Source organism: Pseudomonadaceae bacterium SI-3, from assembly GCA_004010935.1.
GTDB lineage: Bacteria > Pseudomonadota > Gammaproteobacteria > Pseudomonadales > Pseudomonadaceae > Stutzerimonas.
On sequence record CP026511.1, the window covers coordinates 629,825 to 647,717 of the forward strand.

A 17,893-nucleotide genomic window follows, 5' to 3' on the forward strand; every position below is an offset into this window, starting at 1 on the left:
CCGAGCCGCTATCGCGCCGGTTCGGACCGTCATGGCAGGTGGTGGATCAGCCTCAAGCCCTAGGGTGACGCAAATGCTGCTAATGCTGGATAACTACGATTCCTTTACTTACAACGTCGTGCAATACCTCGGCGAACTCGGTGCGGACGTCAAAGTGGTGCGCAACGATGAGTTGAGTGTCGCCGAAATCGAAGCACTGAACCCGGAGCGTATCGTCGTATCGCCTGGCCCCTGCACGCCGAACGAGGCGGGAGTTTCACTCGACCTGATCCGCCATTTCGCCGGCAAGCTGCCGATTCTAGGCGTTTGTCTTGGCCATCAGAGCATCGGGCAAGCGTTTGGTGGTGAGGTCGTGCGGGCGCGTCAGGTCATGCACGGCAAGACGAGTCCGGTCGCTCACCAGAACACGGGCGTGTTCGCCGGCCTGAACAATCCATTAACGGTGACGCGTTACCACTCGTTGGTGGTCAAGCGCGAAACGCTTCCCGACTGTCTGGAAATCACTGCCTGGACGCAGCTGGAAGATGGCAGTGTCGACGAGATCATGGGCTTGCGGCATAAGACGCTGAACATTGAAGGCGTGCAGTTTCATCCTGAGTCAATCCTCACCGAGCAGGGGCACGAATTGTTCGCCAATTTTCTTAAACAGACCGGAGGCGTGCGCTGATGGATATCAAGGAAGCCCTCAACCGCATCGTCGGCCAGCTGGACTTGAGTACCGATGAGATGAAGGCGGTGATGCGCCAGATCATGACTGGTCACTGCACCGATGCGCAGATTGGCGCGTTCCTCATGGGCATGCGCATGAAGAGCGAAACGATCGACGAGATTGTCGGCGCCGTACAGGTGATGCGTGAGCTGGCCGAACCGGTGCATTTCGATACCCATCGATTGGTGGACACCTGCGGTACCGGTGGCGATGGGATGAACATTTTCAATGTTTCAACTGCCGCAGCCTTCGTGGTCGCCGCCGCGGGAGGCAAGGTGGCCAAGCACGGTAACCGTGCGGTGTCGGGCAAGAGTGGCAGCGCCGACCTGCTCGAAGCGGCCGGTGTTTACCTGGATCTCACGCCCGAGCAGGTTGCGCGCAGTGTCGATGCCGTTGGTGTTGGATTCATGTTCGCGCCTGCGCATCACGGTGCGATGAAATTTGCCGCCGGCCCACGCCGTGAGCTGGGCCTGCGCACGCTGTTCAATATCCTCGGCCCGATGTCCAACCCCGCTGGCGTCAAGCATCAGGTGCTTGGCGTGTTCAGCAAGGAACTCTGCCGGCCCATGGCCGAGGTGCTATCGCGCCTGGGAAGCCAGCATGTGTTGGTGGTGCATGCGCAGGATGGGCTTGACGAGATCAGTCTGGCGGCCCCGACCTATGTCGCCGAACTGAACAAGGGAGAGATCACCGAGTACCGTATCCAGCCTGAAGATTTCGGGATCAAGAGCCAGAGCCTGATAGGTCTCAATGTCGAGGATGCACAGGGTTCGCTGGCGCTGATTCGCGACGCACTGGGACGGCGCAAAACGGACAATGGGCAAAAGGCTGCCGACATGATCGTCCTCAATGCCGGTGCTGCGCTTTACGCGGCCGATATCGCCAGCAGCCTGAAGCAGGGCGTAGAGATCGCTCACGATGCGTTGCATACAGGTTTGGCGCGAGACAAGTTCGAGGAGCTGGTGTCCTTCACCGTGGTGTTCAAGCAGGAGAGTTCGCAATGACCAGTGTGCCGACGGTTCTGGAAAAGATCATCAGGCGCAAGCGCGAGGAAGTGACTGAGCGTCGCGGCCGGGTCGGCCTGGCTGAACTCGAAACAATGGCGGCGGCAGCCGACCCGGTCCGCGGTTTTGCCCGCCGGCTGCAGGAGCAGGCGCGTAACAAACAACCGGCTGTGATTGCAGAAATTAAGAAAGCCTCACCAAGCAAAGGGGTGCTGCGAGAGGATTTCGTGCCGGCGGACATCGCCAGAAGCTATGAGGCAGGTGGCGCCACCTGCCTCTCGGTGTTGACCGACATCGACTTCTTTCAAGGGGCCGACGACTACCTGAAGCAAGCGCGCGCGGCATGCGAGCTGCCTGTCATCCGTAAGGACTTCATGGTCGACCCCTACCAGATCATCGAAGCCAGAGCCTTGGGCGCGGACTGTATTCTGCTGATCGTCGCTGCGCTGGAGGACGGTCAGATGGCGGAGCTGGCCGATGTGGCAAAGGCTCAGAATCTGGACGTATTGGTGGAGGTTCATGACGGAGCAGAGCTGGAGCGCGCGCTGCGCCTCGATACGCCTCTGGTCGGGATCAACAACCGTAACCTTCACACCTTCGAACTCAGCCTGGAAACGACTCTCGATCTGCTGCCACGCATCCCTCGAGACCGTCTGGCGGTTACCGAAAGCGGCATTCTTCATCGTGCCGACGTTGAGTTGATGGAAATCAACCAGGTGTATGCGTTTTTGGTGGGAGAGGCTTTCATGCGAGCCGAGCAGCCTGGGGTTGAGCTGCAGCGTTTGTTCTTTCCCGGACGCGCGAGCCTACGGTCGTCGGTCGATCCCGAATAAGCAGCGCGAATAAAAAAGCCGGTTAATAGCCGGCTTTATTATTGGCGTGACGGTTGGCTCAGCGAGTGCCGAATACCACCATGGTCTTGCCTTTCACGTGTACCAACCCCTGGGATTCCAGGCTCTTCAGTACACGCCCGACCATTTCCCTCGAGCAACCAACGATGCGGCCGATCTCCTGGCGAGTGATCTTGATCTGCATGCCATCGGGGTGCGTCATCGCATCGGGCTGCTTGCACAGGTCGAGCAATGTGCGGGCTACGCGACCGGTTACGTCGAGGAACGCCAGATCACCCACCTTGCGCGTCGTATTGCGCAAGCGTTCAGCCATCTGGCTGCCGAGCGCATAAAGAATATCGGGGTCTTGCTGGGTCAGTTCACGGAACTTGGCATAGCTCAGTTCTGCTACTTCACATTCAGTCTTAGCGCGAACCCATGCGCTGCGTTCTTTTTCCGAACCCTCTTTCTCGAACAGTCCCATCTCTCCGAAGAAGTCGCCAGAGTTGAGATAGGCAATGATCATTTCACGACCATCGTCGTCTTCGATCAGGATCGTGACCGAACCTTTAACGATGAAGAAAAGCGTTTCGCTACGGTCACCGGCATAGATGATAGTGCTCTTGGCGGTGTAGCGTCGGCGATGGCAATGTGCAAGTAGTTTGTCGATGTTCTTGATCTTGGGCGTGAGTGTAATAGCGACCATGCTGTAGTCCCGGAAGATGTGTCCAATAGGAGGCAGTTCTTATTATGTATGACTGAGTTCTGTTATCAGGCTTAGCGAGCTTAACAGACCCGTTCGGGTCGACAATAAAACTGCGACACGAATATCAACTTTTGGGCATTCATTTCGTCGGTTTACCGCCTCCAGTGACCGCCTATGGTCATGCTAAGCTTCGCTCCTTTTCAAGCGGGGTCTATCGATGAAAGCGCGCATTCAGTGGGCTGGCGAGGCAATGTTCCTTGGCGAGTCCGGCAGCGGCCATGTGGTGGTCATGGATGGTCCACCAGAAAATGGTGGACGCAATCTAGGTGTCCGTCCGATGGAAATGCTCTTGCTGGGCCTCGGCGGCTGCAGCAACTTTGATGTCGTGAGCATCCTGAAAAAGTCGCGCCAGGCTGTGGAAAGCTGTGAAGCCTTTCTTGAGGCGGAGCGCGCTGATGAGGATCCGAAGGTGTTCACAAAGATCCACCTGCGCTTCGTCGTTAAGGGACGTGGATTGAAGGACGCGCAAGTCAAGCGTGCCGTGGAACTGTCTGCCGAGAAGTACTGCTCCGCCTCGATCATGCTCGGCCGCGCGGGTGTGGAAATCAGCCATGACTATGAGATCGTCGAGCTGGGCTGACGTCCGGCGAACTTCGTCGACTCGACAATGCCGGGCGCTACCGAAGCCGGCATCTGATTAGGGCTACCGGAATGGGGCCGGGCGGCATCGACCGGCATAATGCGCGCCCCGTTTTAGCGGGGCGTTTTGCTAGAACAACTCAGCCACGATCGCAAATGCGAAGAGGTGTATGCAGTCCTACACAGATACAGGGGTATCTGACGGGCACGCTCGATCACGCGGTGCGCCGCATCGAAGAGAGTCTCCAATGGTTAAAAGCAAACTCAAGCTCCACGGGTTCAACAACCTGACCAAGTCCTTGAGCTTCAATATTTACGACATCTGCTATGCCGAAACACAGGAAGACCAGCAGGCATATGTGGAGTACATCGACGAACAGTATGACGCGCAGCGGCTAACGCAAATTCTGACTGATGTTGTAGAGATCATTGGTGCAAATATTCTGAGTATTGCGCGGCAGGATTACGAGCCGCAAGGCGCAAGCGTGACCATCCTTATCTCTGAACAACCGGTAACGCCCACCGACAGCCAGATCGAAGAGTCCCCTGGTCCGTTGCCTGAGACCATTCTGGCGCATCTGGACAAGAGTCATATCACCGTTCACACGTATCCAGAGATCCATCCGGTCGAAGGTATTGCCACCTTTCGGGTGGATATCGACGTGTCGACTTGCGGCGTTATCTCACCGCTCAAAGCCCTCAACTATCTGATTCATCGGTTCGATTCGGATATTGTCACCGTTGATTATCGGGTTCGCGGCTTTACTCGTGACGTCGAAGGCAAGAAGCACTTCATCGACCACGAAATAAACTCGATTCAGAACTATCTATCCGAAGACACCCGATCGGCCTATCAGATGACCGATGTGAACGTGTATCAAGAGAACCTCTTCCACACCAAGATGCTGTTGAAAGACTTCGAACTGGAGAGTTATCTATTCGGGGACGCCACTTGCAATCTTTCGCCAGAACAACGTGGAGAGGTGGAGGAACGTCTGCGCCATGAAATGCTGGAGATTTTCTATGCGCGCAATATGCCGAGCTAAGACAACGGTCTTCTGAAAGAAGAAGGGCGCCATGTAGGCGCCCTCTTCGTTAGGATCGGGTCAGATCCGGTAGGTGGTTTTAGTCATCACCTTAGCCATCAGGCTCATGCCGAACTTCACTGGCGCTGGGAAGCGCAAGCCCCCGGCATCCAGAGCGGCGGTCGAGTGCTGCGCTTCGTCCGTGCGCATCTGTTCGAGTATTGCCCGGGACTTCTCGTCGTCTTGTGGAATCTGCTCGAGATGTTCATCCAGATGTTTGCAGACTTGATCCTCGGTGGCCGCGACGAAGCCCAGGCTGATCCGGTCGCTGATCAGGCCAGCGGATGCACCGATGCCGAACGACAATCCGTAAAAAAGCGGATTCAGAACACTGGTGTGACTGCCCAACTGGTGAATACGCTGTTCACACCAGGCCAGGTGGTCGATTTCTTCAGCTGCAGCTCGCTCCATCGCCTCCCGTACTCTCGGCAACCGTGCCGTCAGTGCCTGCCCCTGATATAGGGCCTGCGCGCAGACCTCACCGGTGTGATTGATGCGCATCAGGCCGGCAACGTGACGCGCTTGGCTGTCGCTCAGCTCGGCCTCGTTCTTTAATACGGCGGGAGTCGGTCGCTGAGGTTGGCCGCTGAACGGCAGCAGCGTCCGTAACGCGGCATCGGCCTGCAGCAGCAGACGGTCGGCAGGTGAGTATTGGCGTTGGTTGGGCATGTCGCCTCCAGATGATTCGGAGCAGGCGTGGACAGTGGGTGGTGCGTTTGGATAGCGAGTGTTCAGCCGGGGGGCCAATGCATCTGACGCTGGCCGAGCACATGCATATGTATGTGATGGACCGTCTGACCGCCAAGGTCGTTGCAGTTCATGACAACCCGAAAGCCTTCCTGGCAGCCCTGCTCTTCAGCGAGACGCTGCGCGGTAAAAAGAATATGCCCAGCAAGGATCTTGTCGTCGTCTTCGCTTAGATCATGCAGGGTCGCGATATGTTTTTTCGGAATTACCAAGAAATGTACCGGCGCCTGGGGCGCGATGTCATTGAAGGCGATAACCTGTTCGTCTTCATAGATCTTCTGCGCAGGGATAGCCCCGGCCACGATCTTGCAAAATAGACAATCCACGGCGTTTCTCCAGAATTGATCAGAAAGCAGTGTAACAGGCGATTTTCGGACTGGTCAGCTGGCACGGAGCATAGCGAATGAAGAATGATATCCACGACTTGGCTCTGGTGCTCGAATCAAGGCTGCGATTGGTGCTGATCGAGTCCTGGGACGAGCGTCGGGTGCTCGAAACCCTGAGCGGATTGGCTGTGAACCGGGGTATGACGCTGCATGTTTGGTCCGTGACGGAAGGCTTGCGGCATCTCGCGTTCGGTGGCGAGGCGCTGGATGCCGGCGAAAGCTGTTCAGCTGAGGTTGCATTGAGACGGGTCAAGCACGATCCCCTTGGCAATCTGTATGTGTTCTGCGATCTACATCCGTTTCTCGATGAGCCACGTTCGGTGCGTTTGTTGAAGGAAATCGCGATGGCGCAAGGGCCTTCTGCGCCCACGCTTGTGCTGGTTTCCCATGCCCTCAAGTTACCTCTGGAGGTTCAGCGCTACGCGGCTCGATTCAGTCTCACCCTGCCGTCCGAGGAGGAGCTGCTGAGCATCGTTCGGGATGAAGCGACCGTCTGGAGCAAGCGTAATCGAGGCGCCCGCGTACGTACCGACAATCGCACTCTGCAGCAGGTCGTGAAGAATTTGCGTGGGCTCAGTCATGCCGAAGCTCGCAGCTTGGCGCACAGCCTGATCTGCGACGACGGCGCGATCACACAGGAAGATCTGCCGGAGCTCAATCGCAAGAAATTTGAGTTGTTGGACATGGAAGGCGTGCTCGGCTTCGAATACGAAACAGAGCGTTTCGCTGATGTTGGAGGGCTGCAGAACCTTAAGCGATGGCTGGTGCAACGTCAGGCTGCCTTTGTGGCAGGCAGCGGATCGGATAGGCCGCGCGGGGTGATGCTTGTCGGCGTGCAGGGTGGTGGTAAGAGCATGGCAGCCAAGGCGGTCGCTGGGCTTTGGGGATTGCCACTGCTGCGCCTGGATTTTGCTTGCCTGTACAACAAGTTCTTCGGTGAAACCGAGCGCAATCTGCGTGAGGCGCTAAAACTGGCCGAACAGATGGCGCCTTGCGTGTTATGGATGGACGAGTTGGAGAAGGGGCTCGCGACGGGCGAGATGGATGGCGGCGTCAGTCAGCGAGTCCTAGGCACCCTGCTGACCTGGATGGCTGAGCGTGAAGCGCCGGTGTTTATGGTTGCGACTGCCAATTCGGTGGATCGGCTTCCGCCAGAACTGCTGCGCAAAGGCCGCTTTGACGAGCTGTTCTTCGTCGACCTGCCCGATGCATCAACGCGGGCTCAGATCTTTCGAATTCATCTGGCACGGCGTGAGTTGAAAGCCGATCAGTTCGATCTGGAAGCACTTGCGGTGGCCTGTGATGGTTTCTCCGGTGCGGAGATCGAACAGGTGGTGGTATCGGCCGTCTATGCTGGTCAGGCCCAATCTCGCGAACCGGATCAGGACATGCTTCTGCACTGCGTCCGGGCGACCGCACCGCTTTCGGTGGTGATGGCTGAAAAGCTGGACGAGCTTCGTGGTTGGGCTTCGGGGCGAGCCGTGCTGGCCTGACTGGCGTGCTGCTCCCAATGAGCGCTACAGCTTACTGGTAGGTTGGCAAGACGATGGCGGCCAGGACGCCGATCACAGGCACAAGCAGCCAGAGCGCCGCGAGAATTTTTACCGCCCGGCTATTCGGTGGTTGTGGCGGGCCGAAGCGATTCACACCAGGGTTGCCGGGCATCAGCAATACCACCAGTGGCAAGACGGTGCCAATGATCGGCACCAGATAGAGCAACATAAGCCAGCCGGACCAACCCAGGTCATGCAAACGCTGCACGCCAATCTGAATACTTACGAGCAGGAAGCCGATGCCGAATACGCCGGTAAGAATCACACCGAGCACGACTGAGGCGGCGGACATCATTCCTGCTACTAACATTAGGCCCAGCGCCGCAGCCGTCAGCGCCATTGTCCAGGCCAGATAGCGCAACCGGCCAATTCTGCCTTGTGTTGTAAATACTTTTAGCTCGCCGTACTCCGCAGTCGGGGTGCCCACTTCAGCGCGGGGCGGAGCGTACGGATGCGCAGCGCTGTTACGTTGCGCTGGCGTTTCGCCCAGCTGTGCCTGGCGTGCCAGGTACTTCTGGATAACGATGCCGCAGCTGTGGCATTCGATAGCGGCTGGCTGAGTGTGGCCGCATTTGGGGCAGTCCATCTGCTCACTGGCGATAGGGACCTCGCTCGAAGGTGCCGGCGCATAGTCAGCGATTGTGAGCGTCAGACCTTTTGCTGCTTCGGGTTCCTTGCGTGCCTGGATGCCGGCACGCTGCAGCGCTTGCACGTATCGGTCAGCTTCCGGAGCGTTCAGGTTACGCTTGATATGTACTGAGCCACGACCAAACAGGCGCTCGACTTTGTCGGCGTCGCTTTTAAAGAGTCGGGTCAGGTTGCTCTTGGCCGTATCGAGCGATACGCCCGGTACAAGTTCACCGTCGAAAACGATTCGGAATTGATCAGTGCTCATCCAGCGTCCCTGTTGCCGGTTTTCGCGCAAGCCTAAATGGCGGGTGAACGGCCAACAAGTGTCGCCATTCAGAGTTGCACGAGGCTTGTGGCAATTGAGAGATGCGTCACGGTTGGCGCAGCCAGCGATGCGACAGCTGCGCTGCGTGATCGTGGGCGGCACGGTATTCCCGATCCAGCCGGGCAATCAGTTCTCCACTGGTCGGCAGGTCTCGTATTTCCCCCACGCCCTGGCCCGCCGACCACACGGTTTTCCATGCTTTGGCCTCATCGCTGACAGGCTTGAGCTTTTCTGCATAATTCATTTCGCCTTTGTTTTTCAGGCGCTCCTCGTCGTAGCCGGCTTGCTGCAGGCTTTGACGCAGGAAGCTAGCAGGTACGCCTGAAACCGCTGCGGTGTGAATGATGTCCGCAGCATGTGCCTGCAGAAGCATCTGCTTGTATTCATCCGAAGCCTGGCTTTCGCGGGTGGCAATGAAGCGCGTCCCCATATAGGCCAGGTCCGCGCCGAGGAGCTGCGCCGCGAGTATCTCGTGGCCATGGTTGAGGCAGCCGGAGAGCAGCAGTGTTTTGTCGAAGAACTGGCGAATTTCTGCCACCAAGGCAAAGGGGCTCCAAGTGCCGGCATGCCCGCCTGCGCCTGCTGCCACCGCTATCAGACCATCAACCCCAGCATCAGCAGCTTTCTCAGCATGGCGCCGCGTGGTGACATCATGAAAAACCAGCCCGCCGTAGCTGTGAACGGCGTCCACCACTTCTTTCACGGCGCCGAGACTGGTAATGACAATCGGCACCCGCTGCTCCACGCATATTGAAAGATCAGCCTGGAGCCGAGGATTGCTGTGATGCACGATCAGATTGACCGCATACGGCGCAGGTTTATGGGCACCCGACAGGTGCTGGTCTATCTCCTGTAGCCAATCACGGAAACCGCTGCTTTCTCGCTGATTCAGTGCAGGAAAGCTGCCGACCACACCGCTGGAGCAACATGCTGCTACCAGTGCAGGGTTTGATACCAGGAACATGGGAGCGGCAACCAATGGCAGGCGAAGGCGCTCTTCGAGGAGTGCTGGCAATGACATGGCGGATTCCTTGAGTCGGTTTCAGAATGGTTTGATGACGACCAGAATGACGATAGCCAGTAGCAGCAATACCGGAAACTCATTGAACCAGCGGTAGAACACATGGCTGCGAGTGTTTTCGTCGCGTGCGAATCGTTTTAGCTGAGCGCCACACATATGGTGATAGCCGATCAGCAGGACAACCAGTGCGAGCTTGGCGTGTAGCCACCCTCCGCTGAACAGCGCAGGGTTAAGCGCAATCATGCCTATGCCAAAAGCCAGCGTGGCGACCATCGAGGGAATCATAATGCCGCGATAGAGTTTGCGTTCCATGACCTGGAACCGCTCTCGACTGATCGCGTCCTCGCTCATGGCGTGATAAACGAACAATCTCGGCAGATAGAACAGCCCCGCGAACCAGCAGACGATTGCAACGATGTGCAGGGCTTTCAGCCAGAGATAGAGCATTCGGAAGTTCCTTCGGTTCAGAGTCAGCTCGATAGTAGTGGCTTGAGGGCCCGCGCGTCATCTCGGTGGTTGGCCCTGAGCGCAGGCGCCTTTATCATCAGCGTTCTTTATCGTTCCACTGCGAGAGGCAGCTCATGGTCAAGGTCGGAATCGTTGGCGGCACAGGCTACACCGGGGTCGAGTTGCTGCGTCTGCTAGCCCAGCACCCCCAGGCGGAAGTGGCTGTGATCACCTCCCGCTCCGAAAACGGGGTCAAGGTGACGGATATGTATCCGAATCTCCGAGGCCATTACGACGAGCTGGCCTTCAGTGTGCCCGACACCGCAACGCTAGGCGCCTGCGATGTGGTCTTCTTCGCCACTCCCCATGGCGTGGCCCATGCCCTAGCGGGGGAGCTGTTGGATGCCGGTACTCGGGTTATCGACCTCTCCGCGGACTTCCGCCTGCAAGATGCGGATGAGTGGGCCAAGTGGTATGGCCAGCCACATGTGGCGCCTGACCTGCTGCCCGAAGCGGTTTACGGGCTGCCGGAAGTGAACCGTGAACAGATCAAGGGGGCGCGCCTGATTGCTGTGCCCGGTTGCTATCCCACGGCAACCCAGCTCGGCTACCTACCGTTGCTGGAGCGTGGCCTGGCCGATACGTCTCGGCTAATAGCCGACTGTAAGTCGGGCGTCAGCGGCGCCGGAAGAGCAGCGAAGATCGGCTCGTTGTTCACTGAGGCGGGCGAAAGCATGATGGCCTACGCCGTCAAAGGTCACCGTCATCTGCCAGAGATCGCCCAAGGGCTGCGACGTGCCGCCGGGGGTAATGTGGGGTTGACCTTCGTTCCTCATTTGACGCCGATGATCCGCGGCATTCATGCCACTTTGTACGCGACGGTTGCCGACACCTCGGTGGATCTGCAAGCGCTTTACGAACAACGTTACGCTAGCGAGCCGTTTGTCGATGTGATGCCTGCAGGCAGTCATCCGGAGACGCGCAGTGTTCGCGGTGCCAACGTATGCCGTATCGCAATCCATCGCCCTCAAGATGGAGATCTGGTGGTCGTGCTGTCGGTCATCGATAACCTTGTTAAAGGCGCGTCCGGTCAGGCGCTGCAGAACATGAACATTATCTTCGGGCTGGATGAGCGGCTCGGCCTAGGCAATGCGGCTTTGCTGCCCTGAACTGGCCGTCAGTGAAATCGCTTTAGATCAGAGTCGTATCGGTCCGTGATCGATGAATAGTTGACCAATTTTGTAGGACAAGCCGATAATGCGGCGTCAAGCAGTAACGTGCGTTCACGCGCCAGGAGAACCAAATGAGTGTCGAATCCTTCACGCCCACCGCGATCCAGTTTAGTCAGGGCGCCGCGAGCAAGGTGAAGAGTCTGGTCGATGAAGAGGGCAATCCGCGGCTGAAGCTGCGTGTCTTCGTCACCGGCGGCGGTTGCTCTGGTTTTCAGTATGGTTTTACGTTCGATGAGGAGCTCGCGGAAGACGACACCATCATTGAGCGTGAGGGTGTGAGCTTGGTGGTGGACCCGATGAGCTACCAGTACTTGGCTGGTGCTGAAGTCGACTATCAGGAAGGCTTGGAGGGTTCACGCTTCATCATCAAAAACCCGAACGCTACGACAACCTGCGGTTGCGGCCAGTCATTCTCGATCTAAGTTCTCTTGCAGCAAAGAGACACCGTGCCTTGGCACGGTGTTTTTGTTTCTGAGCCAGGATGGTGGCGGACTGGTAAGACCGTGCGACGCGAACAGCTCATGCAGGGTAGATGGCGCCAAGGATTCGAAGCCCGCGAGCGCCTGTCACGCTTGGACGGTTGGCGGCGATACCCTCTATGCAGCAATGCGCTAACCAGGCGAATGCCATGGCTTCTAGCCAGTCCGGTTCTACTCCGTAGCTCGTGGTGCTCGCCAGCTCGCATGTTGGCAGCAATGCTCGCAGTCTTTGCATCAGAGCCGTGTTGTGTGCACCGCCGCCGCAGACCAGCACATCCTCTGCGTCAGGTTGGGCCGCCATGAGCGATTCGCTGATGCTGCGGGCAGTCAGTTCGAGCAGCGTAGCCTGGACATCTTCAGGAGCGAGGTCGGGGAAAGATGCGAGGTGGGTGTCCAGCCAGGGCAGGTTGAATAGTTCCCGTCCGGTGCTCTTTGGGCCATGAGTAGAGAAGAACTTGTCACTTAACAGTAGCGTCAGCAACTGGTGATTGACATGGCCGCTGGATGCCCAGTTTCCGTCGCGATCATAGGGTTGCCCCTGGTGGCGATGTATCCAAGCGTCGAGCAGCACGTTGCCTGGGCCGCAGTCGAAACCGCGTGTCGGCGTCCCAGACTGTAGCAAGCTGACGTTGCTGAACCCGCCAATATTGAGCACCGCTCTGATCCGTTTTGCGTCGCTGAACATGGTTTCGTGGAAGGCGGGTACCAGCGGTGCGCCCTGGCCACCGGCTGCAATGTCACGCCGACGAAAATCAGTCACAACGCTGATGCCGGTTAGTTCTGCGAGTAGAGAAGGGTGTCCGATCTGGATAGAGAAGCCGCGTTGCGGCTCGTGCCGCACGGTCTGCCCATGGCTGCCGATCGCACGGATGGCTGAGGGGGCGAACTGCGCTTTGTGTAGCAGTTGGTGTACCCCGGCGCTTGCGAGTTCGGCCCAAGCCTGTTCAGCAATGGCTGCCCGAGCTAGTTCGTCAGAAGCGGACGTACACAGATCGAGCAGATCCTGTTTGAGCTGCCCAGGCATAGGCTCGTAATGTGTCTCCAGCAGGGTCGTTCGTTGACCCTGCTCAATCAGAACGAAGTCAAGGCCATCCAGACTGGTACCTGACATGACCCCGATGTAGAACGACATCTACTCGCTCTTCATTGCCAGCATGGTTGCGCGCTCGTCGTCCATGCGCGCCATAAGGGGATTGCTGAGCTGCAGGAAGCGCTGTTTTTCGTTCTTCGCAATGGGGTCTGCCATTGGCAATTTTAGGCCCAGCGGATCGACATGCACGCCATCGACCTGGAATTCATAATGCAGGTGCGGGCCGGTCGACAGGCCGGTCGTACCGATATAGCCGATGATTTGGCCCTGTTTGACCGAGGAACCGTTGCGTACGCCTTTGGCAAATCCCTGCATGTGGGCATAAAGCGTGCGGTAACGATTACCGTGTTGAATGACCACGGTGTTGCCGTACCCTCCTTTACGGCCCGCGAGAAGCACTTTGCCGTCTCCGGCACTCTTGATGGGCGTGCCGCGGGCTGCGGCGTAGTCCACACCTTTGTGCGCGCGGATCTTGTTCAGGATGGGGTGTTTGCGACCGTTGGAGAAGCGTGAGCTGATGCGCGCGAAGTCCACAGGCGTACGAATGAAAGCCTTGCGCATGCTTTGGCCGTCAGCGGTGTAATAGCTGCTATTGCCCTGCTTGTTGGTGTAGCGGACAGCTGTATAGCTCTTGCCGCGATTGGTAAAGCGGGCCGCGAGAATGTTGCCTGTTCCTACCCGGTCGCCGGCAACAGTTTTTTGCTCGTATATCACCTCGAATGAATCGCCTTTACGTATGTCCATGGCGAAATCGATGTCGTATCCGAACACGTTGGCCAGATCCATCGTCAAGTTGTGACTGAGTCCTGCGCGCTTCGCAGCTAGGAACAAGCTGCTCTCTATGCGGCCATAGGCGTAAGCAGTACTCACGTCCGGCTTGAGCTGTTCCTTCTTGAATACGTAGCTGGTGCCAGATCGCTCCAGTTGCACGCTTTCCAGCTTGTTCAACTGGCTGCGTAGCTGGGCTAGGTTGCCCTGGTCATCCAGTTCAAATTCTAGGCGCTGGCCAACCTTCAGGCGAGCAAATTGCTTTGCCTCTTTGCTGCTGGCCAAGACGTCGTGAACTGTTGCTTGAGGAAGACCAACCTTTGCAAATACCGTCGACAGCGTATCCCCGTTCGCCACGACCACTTCTTTCGACAGAGGTGTAGCCGCTTCGGCGTCTTCCTGCTGCAACGACTGAAGGTCAGGTTCGCCAGGGGTTTCGGTCCGAGTGAAGGGGGACTCAACCGAAAGGCTAACAAGAGGTTCTTCGCTTGCGGTCTCAAGTTCTGCGGCGGTATCGAGACGCAGATCGAGAAAGGTTTTCTTGGCTTCGACTTCGCGGGATGGGAATACAAGAAGTGCCAGGCTCAGAAGCGCAGCTATACCGCTTGCAGCCAGGAGATGGCTCTTCGGGTAGAGGGGGGCTTTCGATTTTGAATAGGTCATTAGAAAGTCTGGAATGTCTGGCGATATTTTGTACAGAGAAAATATTTGCCTAAAGTATAAGCAAAGTGCTGTCGAGGCAACCCTTGAATCTACCGGCCGCGGGCTGGTTCGCGTTCGACGACGTTGAATTTTCCGGGGGTTCTTGTAAGGTTTACCGCCTTATTTCCTGGCGTGGGGCCTCCAATGAAGTCGGTTCAAGAGCAGTTGTCGGTGATCAAGCGGGGCGCTGACGAAGTGCTCGTCGAGGCAGAACTGGTTAACAAGCTGGAGCGCGGCCTGCCGCTTCGAATCAAGGCCGGCTTCGATCCAACTGCGCCGGATCTGCATCTCGGCCATACCGTGCTTATAAATAAGCTGCGCCAGTTTCAGGATCTCGGGCACCAGGTGGTCTTCCTTATAGGGGATTTCACCGGGATGATCGGCGACCCAAGCGGCAAGAGCGCAACGCGTCCTCCTCTGACGCGTGATCAGGTGCTGGAGAACGCAGAAACCTATAAAAGTCAGGTGTTCAAAATTCTTGATCCTGCCAAGACCGAGGTGGCCTTCAATTCCTCTTGGATGGATGGTTTGACGCCGTCCGACTTTATTCGTTTGGCATCGCAGTACACCGTGGCTCGTATGTTGGAAAGAGACGATTTCAGTAAGCGCTACTCGACCAACCAACCTATTGCTATCCACGAGTTTCTCTATCCATTGGTCCAGGGTTACGACTCCGTTGCGTTACGGGCGGATGTCGAGTTGGGTGGGACAGATCAGAAGTTCAATCTGTTAATGGGGCGCGAGCTCCAGCGCTCTTATGGGCAGGAGTCTCAATGCATCGTCACCATGCCGCTTCTAGAGGGTTTGGATGGCGTGAAGAAAATGTCGAAATCGTTGGGTAACTATGTGGGGATCCAGGAAGCGCCGGGCGTCATGTATAGCAAGTTGGTGTCGATTCCGGATGCGCTGATGTGGCGGTATTTCGAGTTGTTGAGCTTCCGAGACCTGGCGGAAATCGACGAGTATCGGGCCGATGTGTCGCGCGGCGCGAATCCTCGCGACATCAAGATCAAGCTTGCGGAAGAGATTGTTGCTCGCTTTCATGGCGACGAGGCCGCTGCGACAGCTCATCGCTCTGCTGGCAACAGAATGAAAGAGGGTGAGTTGCCGGAAGATATTCCTGAGATCAGTCTGTGTTCTACAGAAGATATGCCAATCGCCTCGGTCTTGAACCGGGCAGGCCTAGTCAAGAATGCGGCCGTGGCTCGTGATCTGTTGGCTTCGGGTGGGGTGCGGGTTGATGGGCAGGTTGTTGATCGGTCGTTTCTCTTCTGCGTTGGCTCAGTGCACGTCTGCCAGGCAGGGAAAAAAGCTTTCGGCCGTGTTTCGCTTAAGCCGGAAGAAAACAACGGTTGACGTGAGTTTCTGGGTGCCTATAATGCGCACCTTCTCCGGCGCAGGTCTTTAGCGAAACCTCTTGTAAATCAAGAAGTTAGCGAAAATAAAGGGTTGCACGGATGGCGAATTCGAGTAGAATGCGCCGGGCTGGCAGGGTGGTGGTTGAGTCCTGTTGGTGGCTTCGGTCAGGTTGATCGGAAGCGGTTGAAGGAGGTGGTTGACAGCGGTTTTATACGCTGTATGATTCGCCTCCCGCTGACGAGAGACGCTAGGTTGATCGGAAGCGCAAGCGGTTGAGAAGAAAGAAAAACTTCTTCAAAAACAGCTTGACGGGACACAAGGCTGCTGTAGAATGCGCGGCCTCGGTTGAGACGAAAGACTTGATCGAAACGCTCTTTAACAACTGAATCAAGCAATTCGTGTGGGTGCTTGTGAGGTAAGACTGGTAGTCAGCAAGATTATCAGCATCACAAATGCTCAACGAGAAATCATTGAGTGCTCTTCTTGAGGGTAACCTTTAGAAGAGATTGCGATTGCTGAGCCAAGTTTAGGGTTTTCTCAAAACCCATGCAGTATTGAACTGAAGAGTTTGATCATGGCTCAGATTGAACGCTGGCGGCAGGCCTAACACATGCAAGTCGAGCGGATGAGTGGAGCTTGCTCCATGATTCAGCGGCGGACGGGTGAGTAATGCCTAGGAATCTGCCTATTAGTGGGGGACAACGTTTCGAAAGGAACGCTAATACCGCATACGTCCTACGGGAGAAAGCAGGGGACCTTCGGGCCTTGCGCTAATAGATGAGCCTAGGTCGGATTAGCTAGTTGGTGAGGTAATGGCTCACCAAGGCGACGATCCGTAACTGGTCTGAGAGGATGATCAGTCACACTGGAACTGAGACACGGTCCAGACTCCTACGGGAGGCAGCAGTGGGGAATATTGGACAATGGGCGAAAGCCTGATCCAGCCATGCCGCGTGTGTGAAGAAGGTCTTCGGATTGTAAAGCACTTTAAGTTGGGAGGAAGGGCATTAACCTAATACGTTAGTGTTTTGACGTTACCGACAGAATAAGCACCGGCTAACTTCGTGCCAGCAGCCGCGGTAATACGAAGGGTGCAAGCGTTAATCGGAATTACTGGGCGTAAAGCGCGCGTAGGTGGTTTGTTAAGTTGGATGTGAAAGCCCCGGGCTCAACCTGGGAACTGCATCCAAAACTGGCAAGCTAGAGTATGGCAGAGGGTGGTGGAATTTCCTGTGTAGCGGTGAAATGCGTAGATATAGGAAGGAACACCAGTGGCGAAGGCGACCACCTGGGCTAATACTGACACTGAGGTGCGAAAGCGTGGGGAGCAAACAGGATTAGATACCCTGGTAGTCCACGCCGTAAACGATGTCGACTAGCCGTTGGGATCCTTGAGATCTTAGTGGCGCAGCTAACGCATTAAGTCGACCGCCTGGGGAGTACGGCCGCAAGGTTAAAACTCAAATGAATTGACGGGGGCCCGCACAAGCGGTGGAGCATGTGGTTTAATTCGAAGCAACGCGAAGAACCTTACCAGGCCTTGACATGCAGAGAACTTTCCAGAGATGGATTGGTGCCTTCGGGAACTCTGACACAGGTGCTGCATGGCTGTCGTCAGCTCGTGTCGTGAGATGTTGGGTTAAGTCCCGTAACGAGCGCAACCCTTGTCCTTAGTTACCAGCACGTTATGGTGGGCACTCTAAGGAGACTGCCGGTGACAAACCGGAGGAAGGTGGGGATGACGTCAAGTCATCATGGCCCTTACGGCCTGGGCTACACACGTGCTACAATGGTCGGTACAAAGGGTTGCCAAGCCGCGAGGTGGAGCTAATCCCATAAAACCGATCGTAGTCCGGATCGCAGTCTGCAACTCGACTGCGTGAAGTCGGAATCGCTAGTAATCGTGAATCAGAATGTCACGGTGAATACGTTCCCGGGCCTTGTACACACCGCCCGTCACACCATGGGAGTGGGTTGCTCCAGAAGTAGCTAGTCTAACCTTCGGGAGGACGGTTACCACGGAGTGATTCATGACTGGGGTGAAGTCGTAACAAGGTAGCCGTAGGGGAACCTGCGGCTGGATCACCTCCTTAATCGAAGACTTCAGCTTCTTCATAAGTTCCCACACGAATTGCTTGATTCACTAGCGAAAAGCGATTGGGTTTCGACCCGAGAGAGACG

General features: G+C 56.6%; 17 protein-coding genes, 1 rRNA gene and 1 pseudogene. 10 read left to right on the forward strand and 9 right to left on the reverse strand.

Annotated elements, in window-relative coordinates:
- Positions 1 to 73 precede the first annotated feature (73 nt).
- Genes C1896_02955 through C1896_02965 form a run of 3 tightly spaced genes read left to right on the forward strand, consistent with a single transcriptional unit; the run spans position 74 to position 2,546 of the window.
- The gene (locus tag C1896_02955; GenBank protein ID AZZ43972.1) at positions 74 to 667 is read left to right on the forward strand and encodes an aminodeoxychorismate/anthranilate synthase component II; all 594 of its coding nucleotides are present in this window, start codon (positions 74 to 76) and stop codon (positions 665 to 667) included.
- The gene (trpD, locus tag C1896_02960; protein AZZ43973.1) at positions 667 to 1,713 is read left to right on the forward strand and encodes an anthranilate phosphoribosyltransferase; all 1,047 of its coding nucleotides are present in this window, start codon (positions 667 to 669) and stop codon (positions 1,711 to 1,713) included. The genes C1896_02955 and trpD overlap by 1 nt, the downstream gene beginning before the upstream one ends.
- Positions 1,710 to 2,546, forward strand: coding sequence for an indole-3-glycerol phosphate synthase TrpC (locus C1896_02965; protein ID AZZ43974.1), 837 nt, complete (start codon positions 1,710 to 1,712; stop codon positions 2,544 to 2,546). Before trpD ends, C1896_02965 begins: the two co-directional genes overlap by 4 nt.
- 58 nt (positions 2,547 to 2,604) lie before the next feature.
- Here C1896_02965 and C1896_02970 read toward each other — a convergent pair whose 3' ends face one another.
- Complete coding sequence (locus C1896_02970) at positions 2,605 to 3,249, reverse strand: cAMP-activated global transcriptional regulator CRP (GenBank protein ID AZZ43975.1); 645 nt, start codon at positions 3,247 to 3,249, stop codon at positions 2,605 to 2,607.
- Between the two features lie 217 nt (positions 3,250 to 3,466).
- Here C1896_02970 and C1896_02975 point away from each other — a divergent pair, with 217 nt between their 5' ends.
- The gene (locus C1896_02975; protein ID AZZ43976.1) at positions 3,467 to 3,889 is read left to right on the forward strand and encodes an OsmC family protein; all 423 of its coding nucleotides are present in this window, start codon (positions 3,467 to 3,469) and stop codon (positions 3,887 to 3,889) included.
- A gap of 247 nt (positions 3,890 to 4,136) precedes the next feature.
- The gene (speD, locus tag C1896_02980; GenBank protein ID AZZ43977.1) at positions 4,137 to 4,934 is read left to right on the forward strand and encodes an adenosylmethionine decarboxylase; all 798 of its coding nucleotides are present in this window, start codon (positions 4,137 to 4,139) and stop codon (positions 4,932 to 4,934) included.
- Positions 4,935 to 4,994: 60 nt separating this feature from the next.
- Here speD and C1896_02985 read toward each other — a convergent pair whose 3' ends face one another.
- Positions 4,995 to 5,642 (reverse strand): demethoxyubiquinone hydroxylase family protein, encoded by a 648-nt coding sequence (locus tag C1896_02985; GenBank protein ID AZZ43978.1) that lies wholly within the window; start codon positions 5,640 to 5,642, stop codon positions 4,995 to 4,997.
- Positions 5,643 to 5,704: 62 nt separating this feature from the next.
- Positions 5,705 to 6,046, reverse strand: coding sequence for a histidine triad nucleotide-binding protein (locus C1896_02990; protein ID AZZ43979.1), 342 nt, complete (start codon positions 6,044 to 6,046; stop codon positions 5,705 to 5,707).
- Between the two features lie 77 nt (positions 6,047 to 6,123).
- Here C1896_02990 and C1896_02995 point away from each other — a divergent pair, with 77 nt between their 5' ends.
- Complete coding sequence (locus C1896_02995) at positions 6,124 to 7,599, forward strand: ATPase (GenBank protein AZZ43980.1); 1,476 nt, start codon at positions 6,124 to 6,126, stop codon at positions 7,597 to 7,599.
- Positions 7,600 to 7,630: 31 nt separating this feature from the next.
- Here the strand turns inward: C1896_02995 and C1896_03000 are convergent, their stop codons facing one another.
- The 3 genes from C1896_03000 to C1896_03010 all read right to left on the reverse strand — a co-directional run bounded on the left by C1896_03000 (position 7,631) and on the right by C1896_03010 (position 10,082).
- Entirely contained in the window at positions 7,631 to 8,554 is a 924-nt protein-coding gene (locus tag C1896_03000; GenBank protein ID AZZ43981.1) for a DUF805 domain-containing protein, read from the reverse strand.
- Positions 8,555 to 8,660: 106 nt separating this feature from the next.
- The gene (locus C1896_03005; GenBank protein ID AZZ43982.1) at positions 8,661 to 9,635 is read right to left on the reverse strand and encodes a 2-nitropropane dioxygenase; all 975 of its coding nucleotides are present in this window, start codon (positions 9,633 to 9,635) and stop codon (positions 8,661 to 8,663) included.
- Positions 9,636 to 9,656: 21 nt separating this feature from the next.
- Positions 9,657 to 10,082 (reverse strand): protoporphyrinogen oxidase HemJ, encoded by a 426-nt coding sequence (locus tag C1896_03010; GenBank protein ID AZZ43983.1) that lies wholly within the window; start codon positions 10,080 to 10,082, stop codon positions 9,657 to 9,659.
- Between the two features lie 134 nt (positions 10,083 to 10,216).
- On the opposite strand from C1896_03010, the gene C1896_03015 reads away from it, so the two are divergent.
- Positions 10,217 to 11,251: an N-acetyl-gamma-glutamyl-phosphate reductase gene (locus C1896_03015; GenBank protein AZZ43984.1), complete on the forward strand. Its 1,035-nt coding sequence runs from the start codon at positions 10,217 to 10,219 to the stop codon at positions 11,249 to 11,251.
- Between the two features lie 134 nt (positions 11,252 to 11,385).
- Positions 11,386 to 11,736: an iron-sulfur cluster insertion protein ErpA gene (locus tag C1896_03020; GenBank protein ID AZZ43985.1), complete on the forward strand. Its 351-nt coding sequence runs from the start codon at positions 11,386 to 11,388 to the stop codon at positions 11,734 to 11,736.
- Positions 11,737 to 11,833: 97 nt separating this feature from the next.
- Here C1896_03020 and C1896_03025 read toward each other — a convergent pair whose 3' ends face one another.
- Complete coding sequence (locus C1896_03025) at positions 11,834 to 12,925, reverse strand: anhydro-N-acetylmuramic acid kinase (GenBank protein AZZ43986.1); 1,092 nt, start codon at positions 12,923 to 12,925, stop codon at positions 11,834 to 11,836.
- Positions 12,926 to 14,314: a peptidase M23 gene (locus C1896_03030; GenBank protein ID AZZ43987.1), complete on the reverse strand. Its 1,389-nt coding sequence runs from the start codon at positions 14,312 to 14,314 to the stop codon at positions 12,926 to 12,928.
- Positions 14,315 to 14,497: 183 nt separating this feature from the next.
- Here C1896_03030 and C1896_03035 point away from each other — a divergent pair, with 183 nt between their 5' ends.
- On the forward strand, positions 14,498 to 15,709 hold the full coding sequence (locus C1896_03035; protein AZZ43988.1) for a tyrosine--tRNA ligase: 1,212 nt from the start codon (positions 14,498 to 14,500) through the stop codon (positions 15,707 to 15,709).
- A gap of 48 nt (positions 15,710 to 15,757) precedes the next feature.
- Here the strand turns inward: C1896_03035 and C1896_03040 are convergent.
- Positions 15,758 to 16,159, reverse strand: a pseudogene (locus C1896_03040) (hypothetical protein).
- Positions 16,160 to 16,268: 109 nt separating this feature from the next.
- Here C1896_03040 and C1896_03045 point away from each other — a divergent pair.
- A 16S ribosomal RNA gene (locus C1896_03045) occupies positions 16,269 to 17,806 on the forward strand.
- The last annotated feature ends 87 nt before the right edge of the window (positions 17,807 to 17,893 follow it).

Coding starts and splice junctions, on each gene's coding strand:
- speD (AZZ43977.1), top strand. CDS start 4,137: ATGGTTAAAAGCAAACTCAAGCTCCACGGGTTCAACAACCTGACCAAG.
- C1896_03010 (AZZ43983.1), bottom strand. CDS start 10,082: ATGCTCTATCTCTGGCTGAAAGCCCTGCACATCGTTGCAATCGTCTGC.
- C1896_02975 (AZZ43976.1), top strand. CDS start 3,467: ATGAAAGCGCGCATTCAGTGGGCTGGCGAGGCAATGTTCCTTGGCGAG.
- C1896_02965 (AZZ43974.1), top strand. CDS start 1,710: ATGACCAGTGTGCCGACGGTTCTGGAAAAGATCATCAGGCGCAAGCGC.
- C1896_02985 (AZZ43978.1), bottom strand. CDS start 5,642: ATGCCCAACCAACGCCAATACTCACCTGCCGACCGTCTGCTGCTGCAG.
- C1896_03020 (AZZ43985.1), top strand. CDS start 11,386: ATGAGTGTCGAATCCTTCACGCCCACCGCGATCCAGTTTAGTCAGGGC.
- C1896_03015 (AZZ43984.1), top strand. CDS start 10,217: ATGGTCAAGGTCGGAATCGTTGGCGGCACAGGCTACACCGGGGTCGAG.
- C1896_02995 (AZZ43980.1), top strand. CDS start 6,124: ATGAAGAATGATATCCACGACTTGGCTCTGGTGCTCGAATCAAGGCTG.
- trpD (AZZ43973.1), top strand. CDS start 667: ATGGATATCAAGGAAGCCCTCAACCGCATCGTCGGCCAGCTGGACTTG.
- C1896_03000 (AZZ43981.1), bottom strand. CDS start 8,554: ATGAGCACTGATCAATTCCGAATCGTTTTCGACGGTGAACTTGTACCG.
- C1896_03030 (AZZ43987.1), bottom strand. CDS start 14,314: ATGACCTATTCAAAATCGAAAGCCCCCCTCTACCCGAAGAGCCATCTC.
- C1896_02970 (AZZ43975.1), bottom strand. CDS start 3,249: ATGGTCGCTATTACACTCACGCCCAAGATCAAGAACATCGACAAACTA.
- C1896_02955 (AZZ43972.1), top strand. CDS start 74: ATGCTGCTAATGCTGGATAACTACGATTCCTTTACTTACAACGTCGTG.
- C1896_03035 (AZZ43988.1), top strand. CDS start 14,498: ATGAAGTCGGTTCAAGAGCAGTTGTCGGTGATCAAGCGGGGCGCTGAC.
- C1896_03025 (AZZ43986.1), bottom strand. CDS start 12,925: ATGTCGTTCTACATCGGGGTCATGTCAGGTACCAGTCTGGATGGCCTT.
- C1896_03005 (AZZ43982.1), bottom strand. CDS start 9,635: ATGTCATTGCCAGCACTCCTCGAAGAGCGCCTTCGCCTGCCATTGGTT.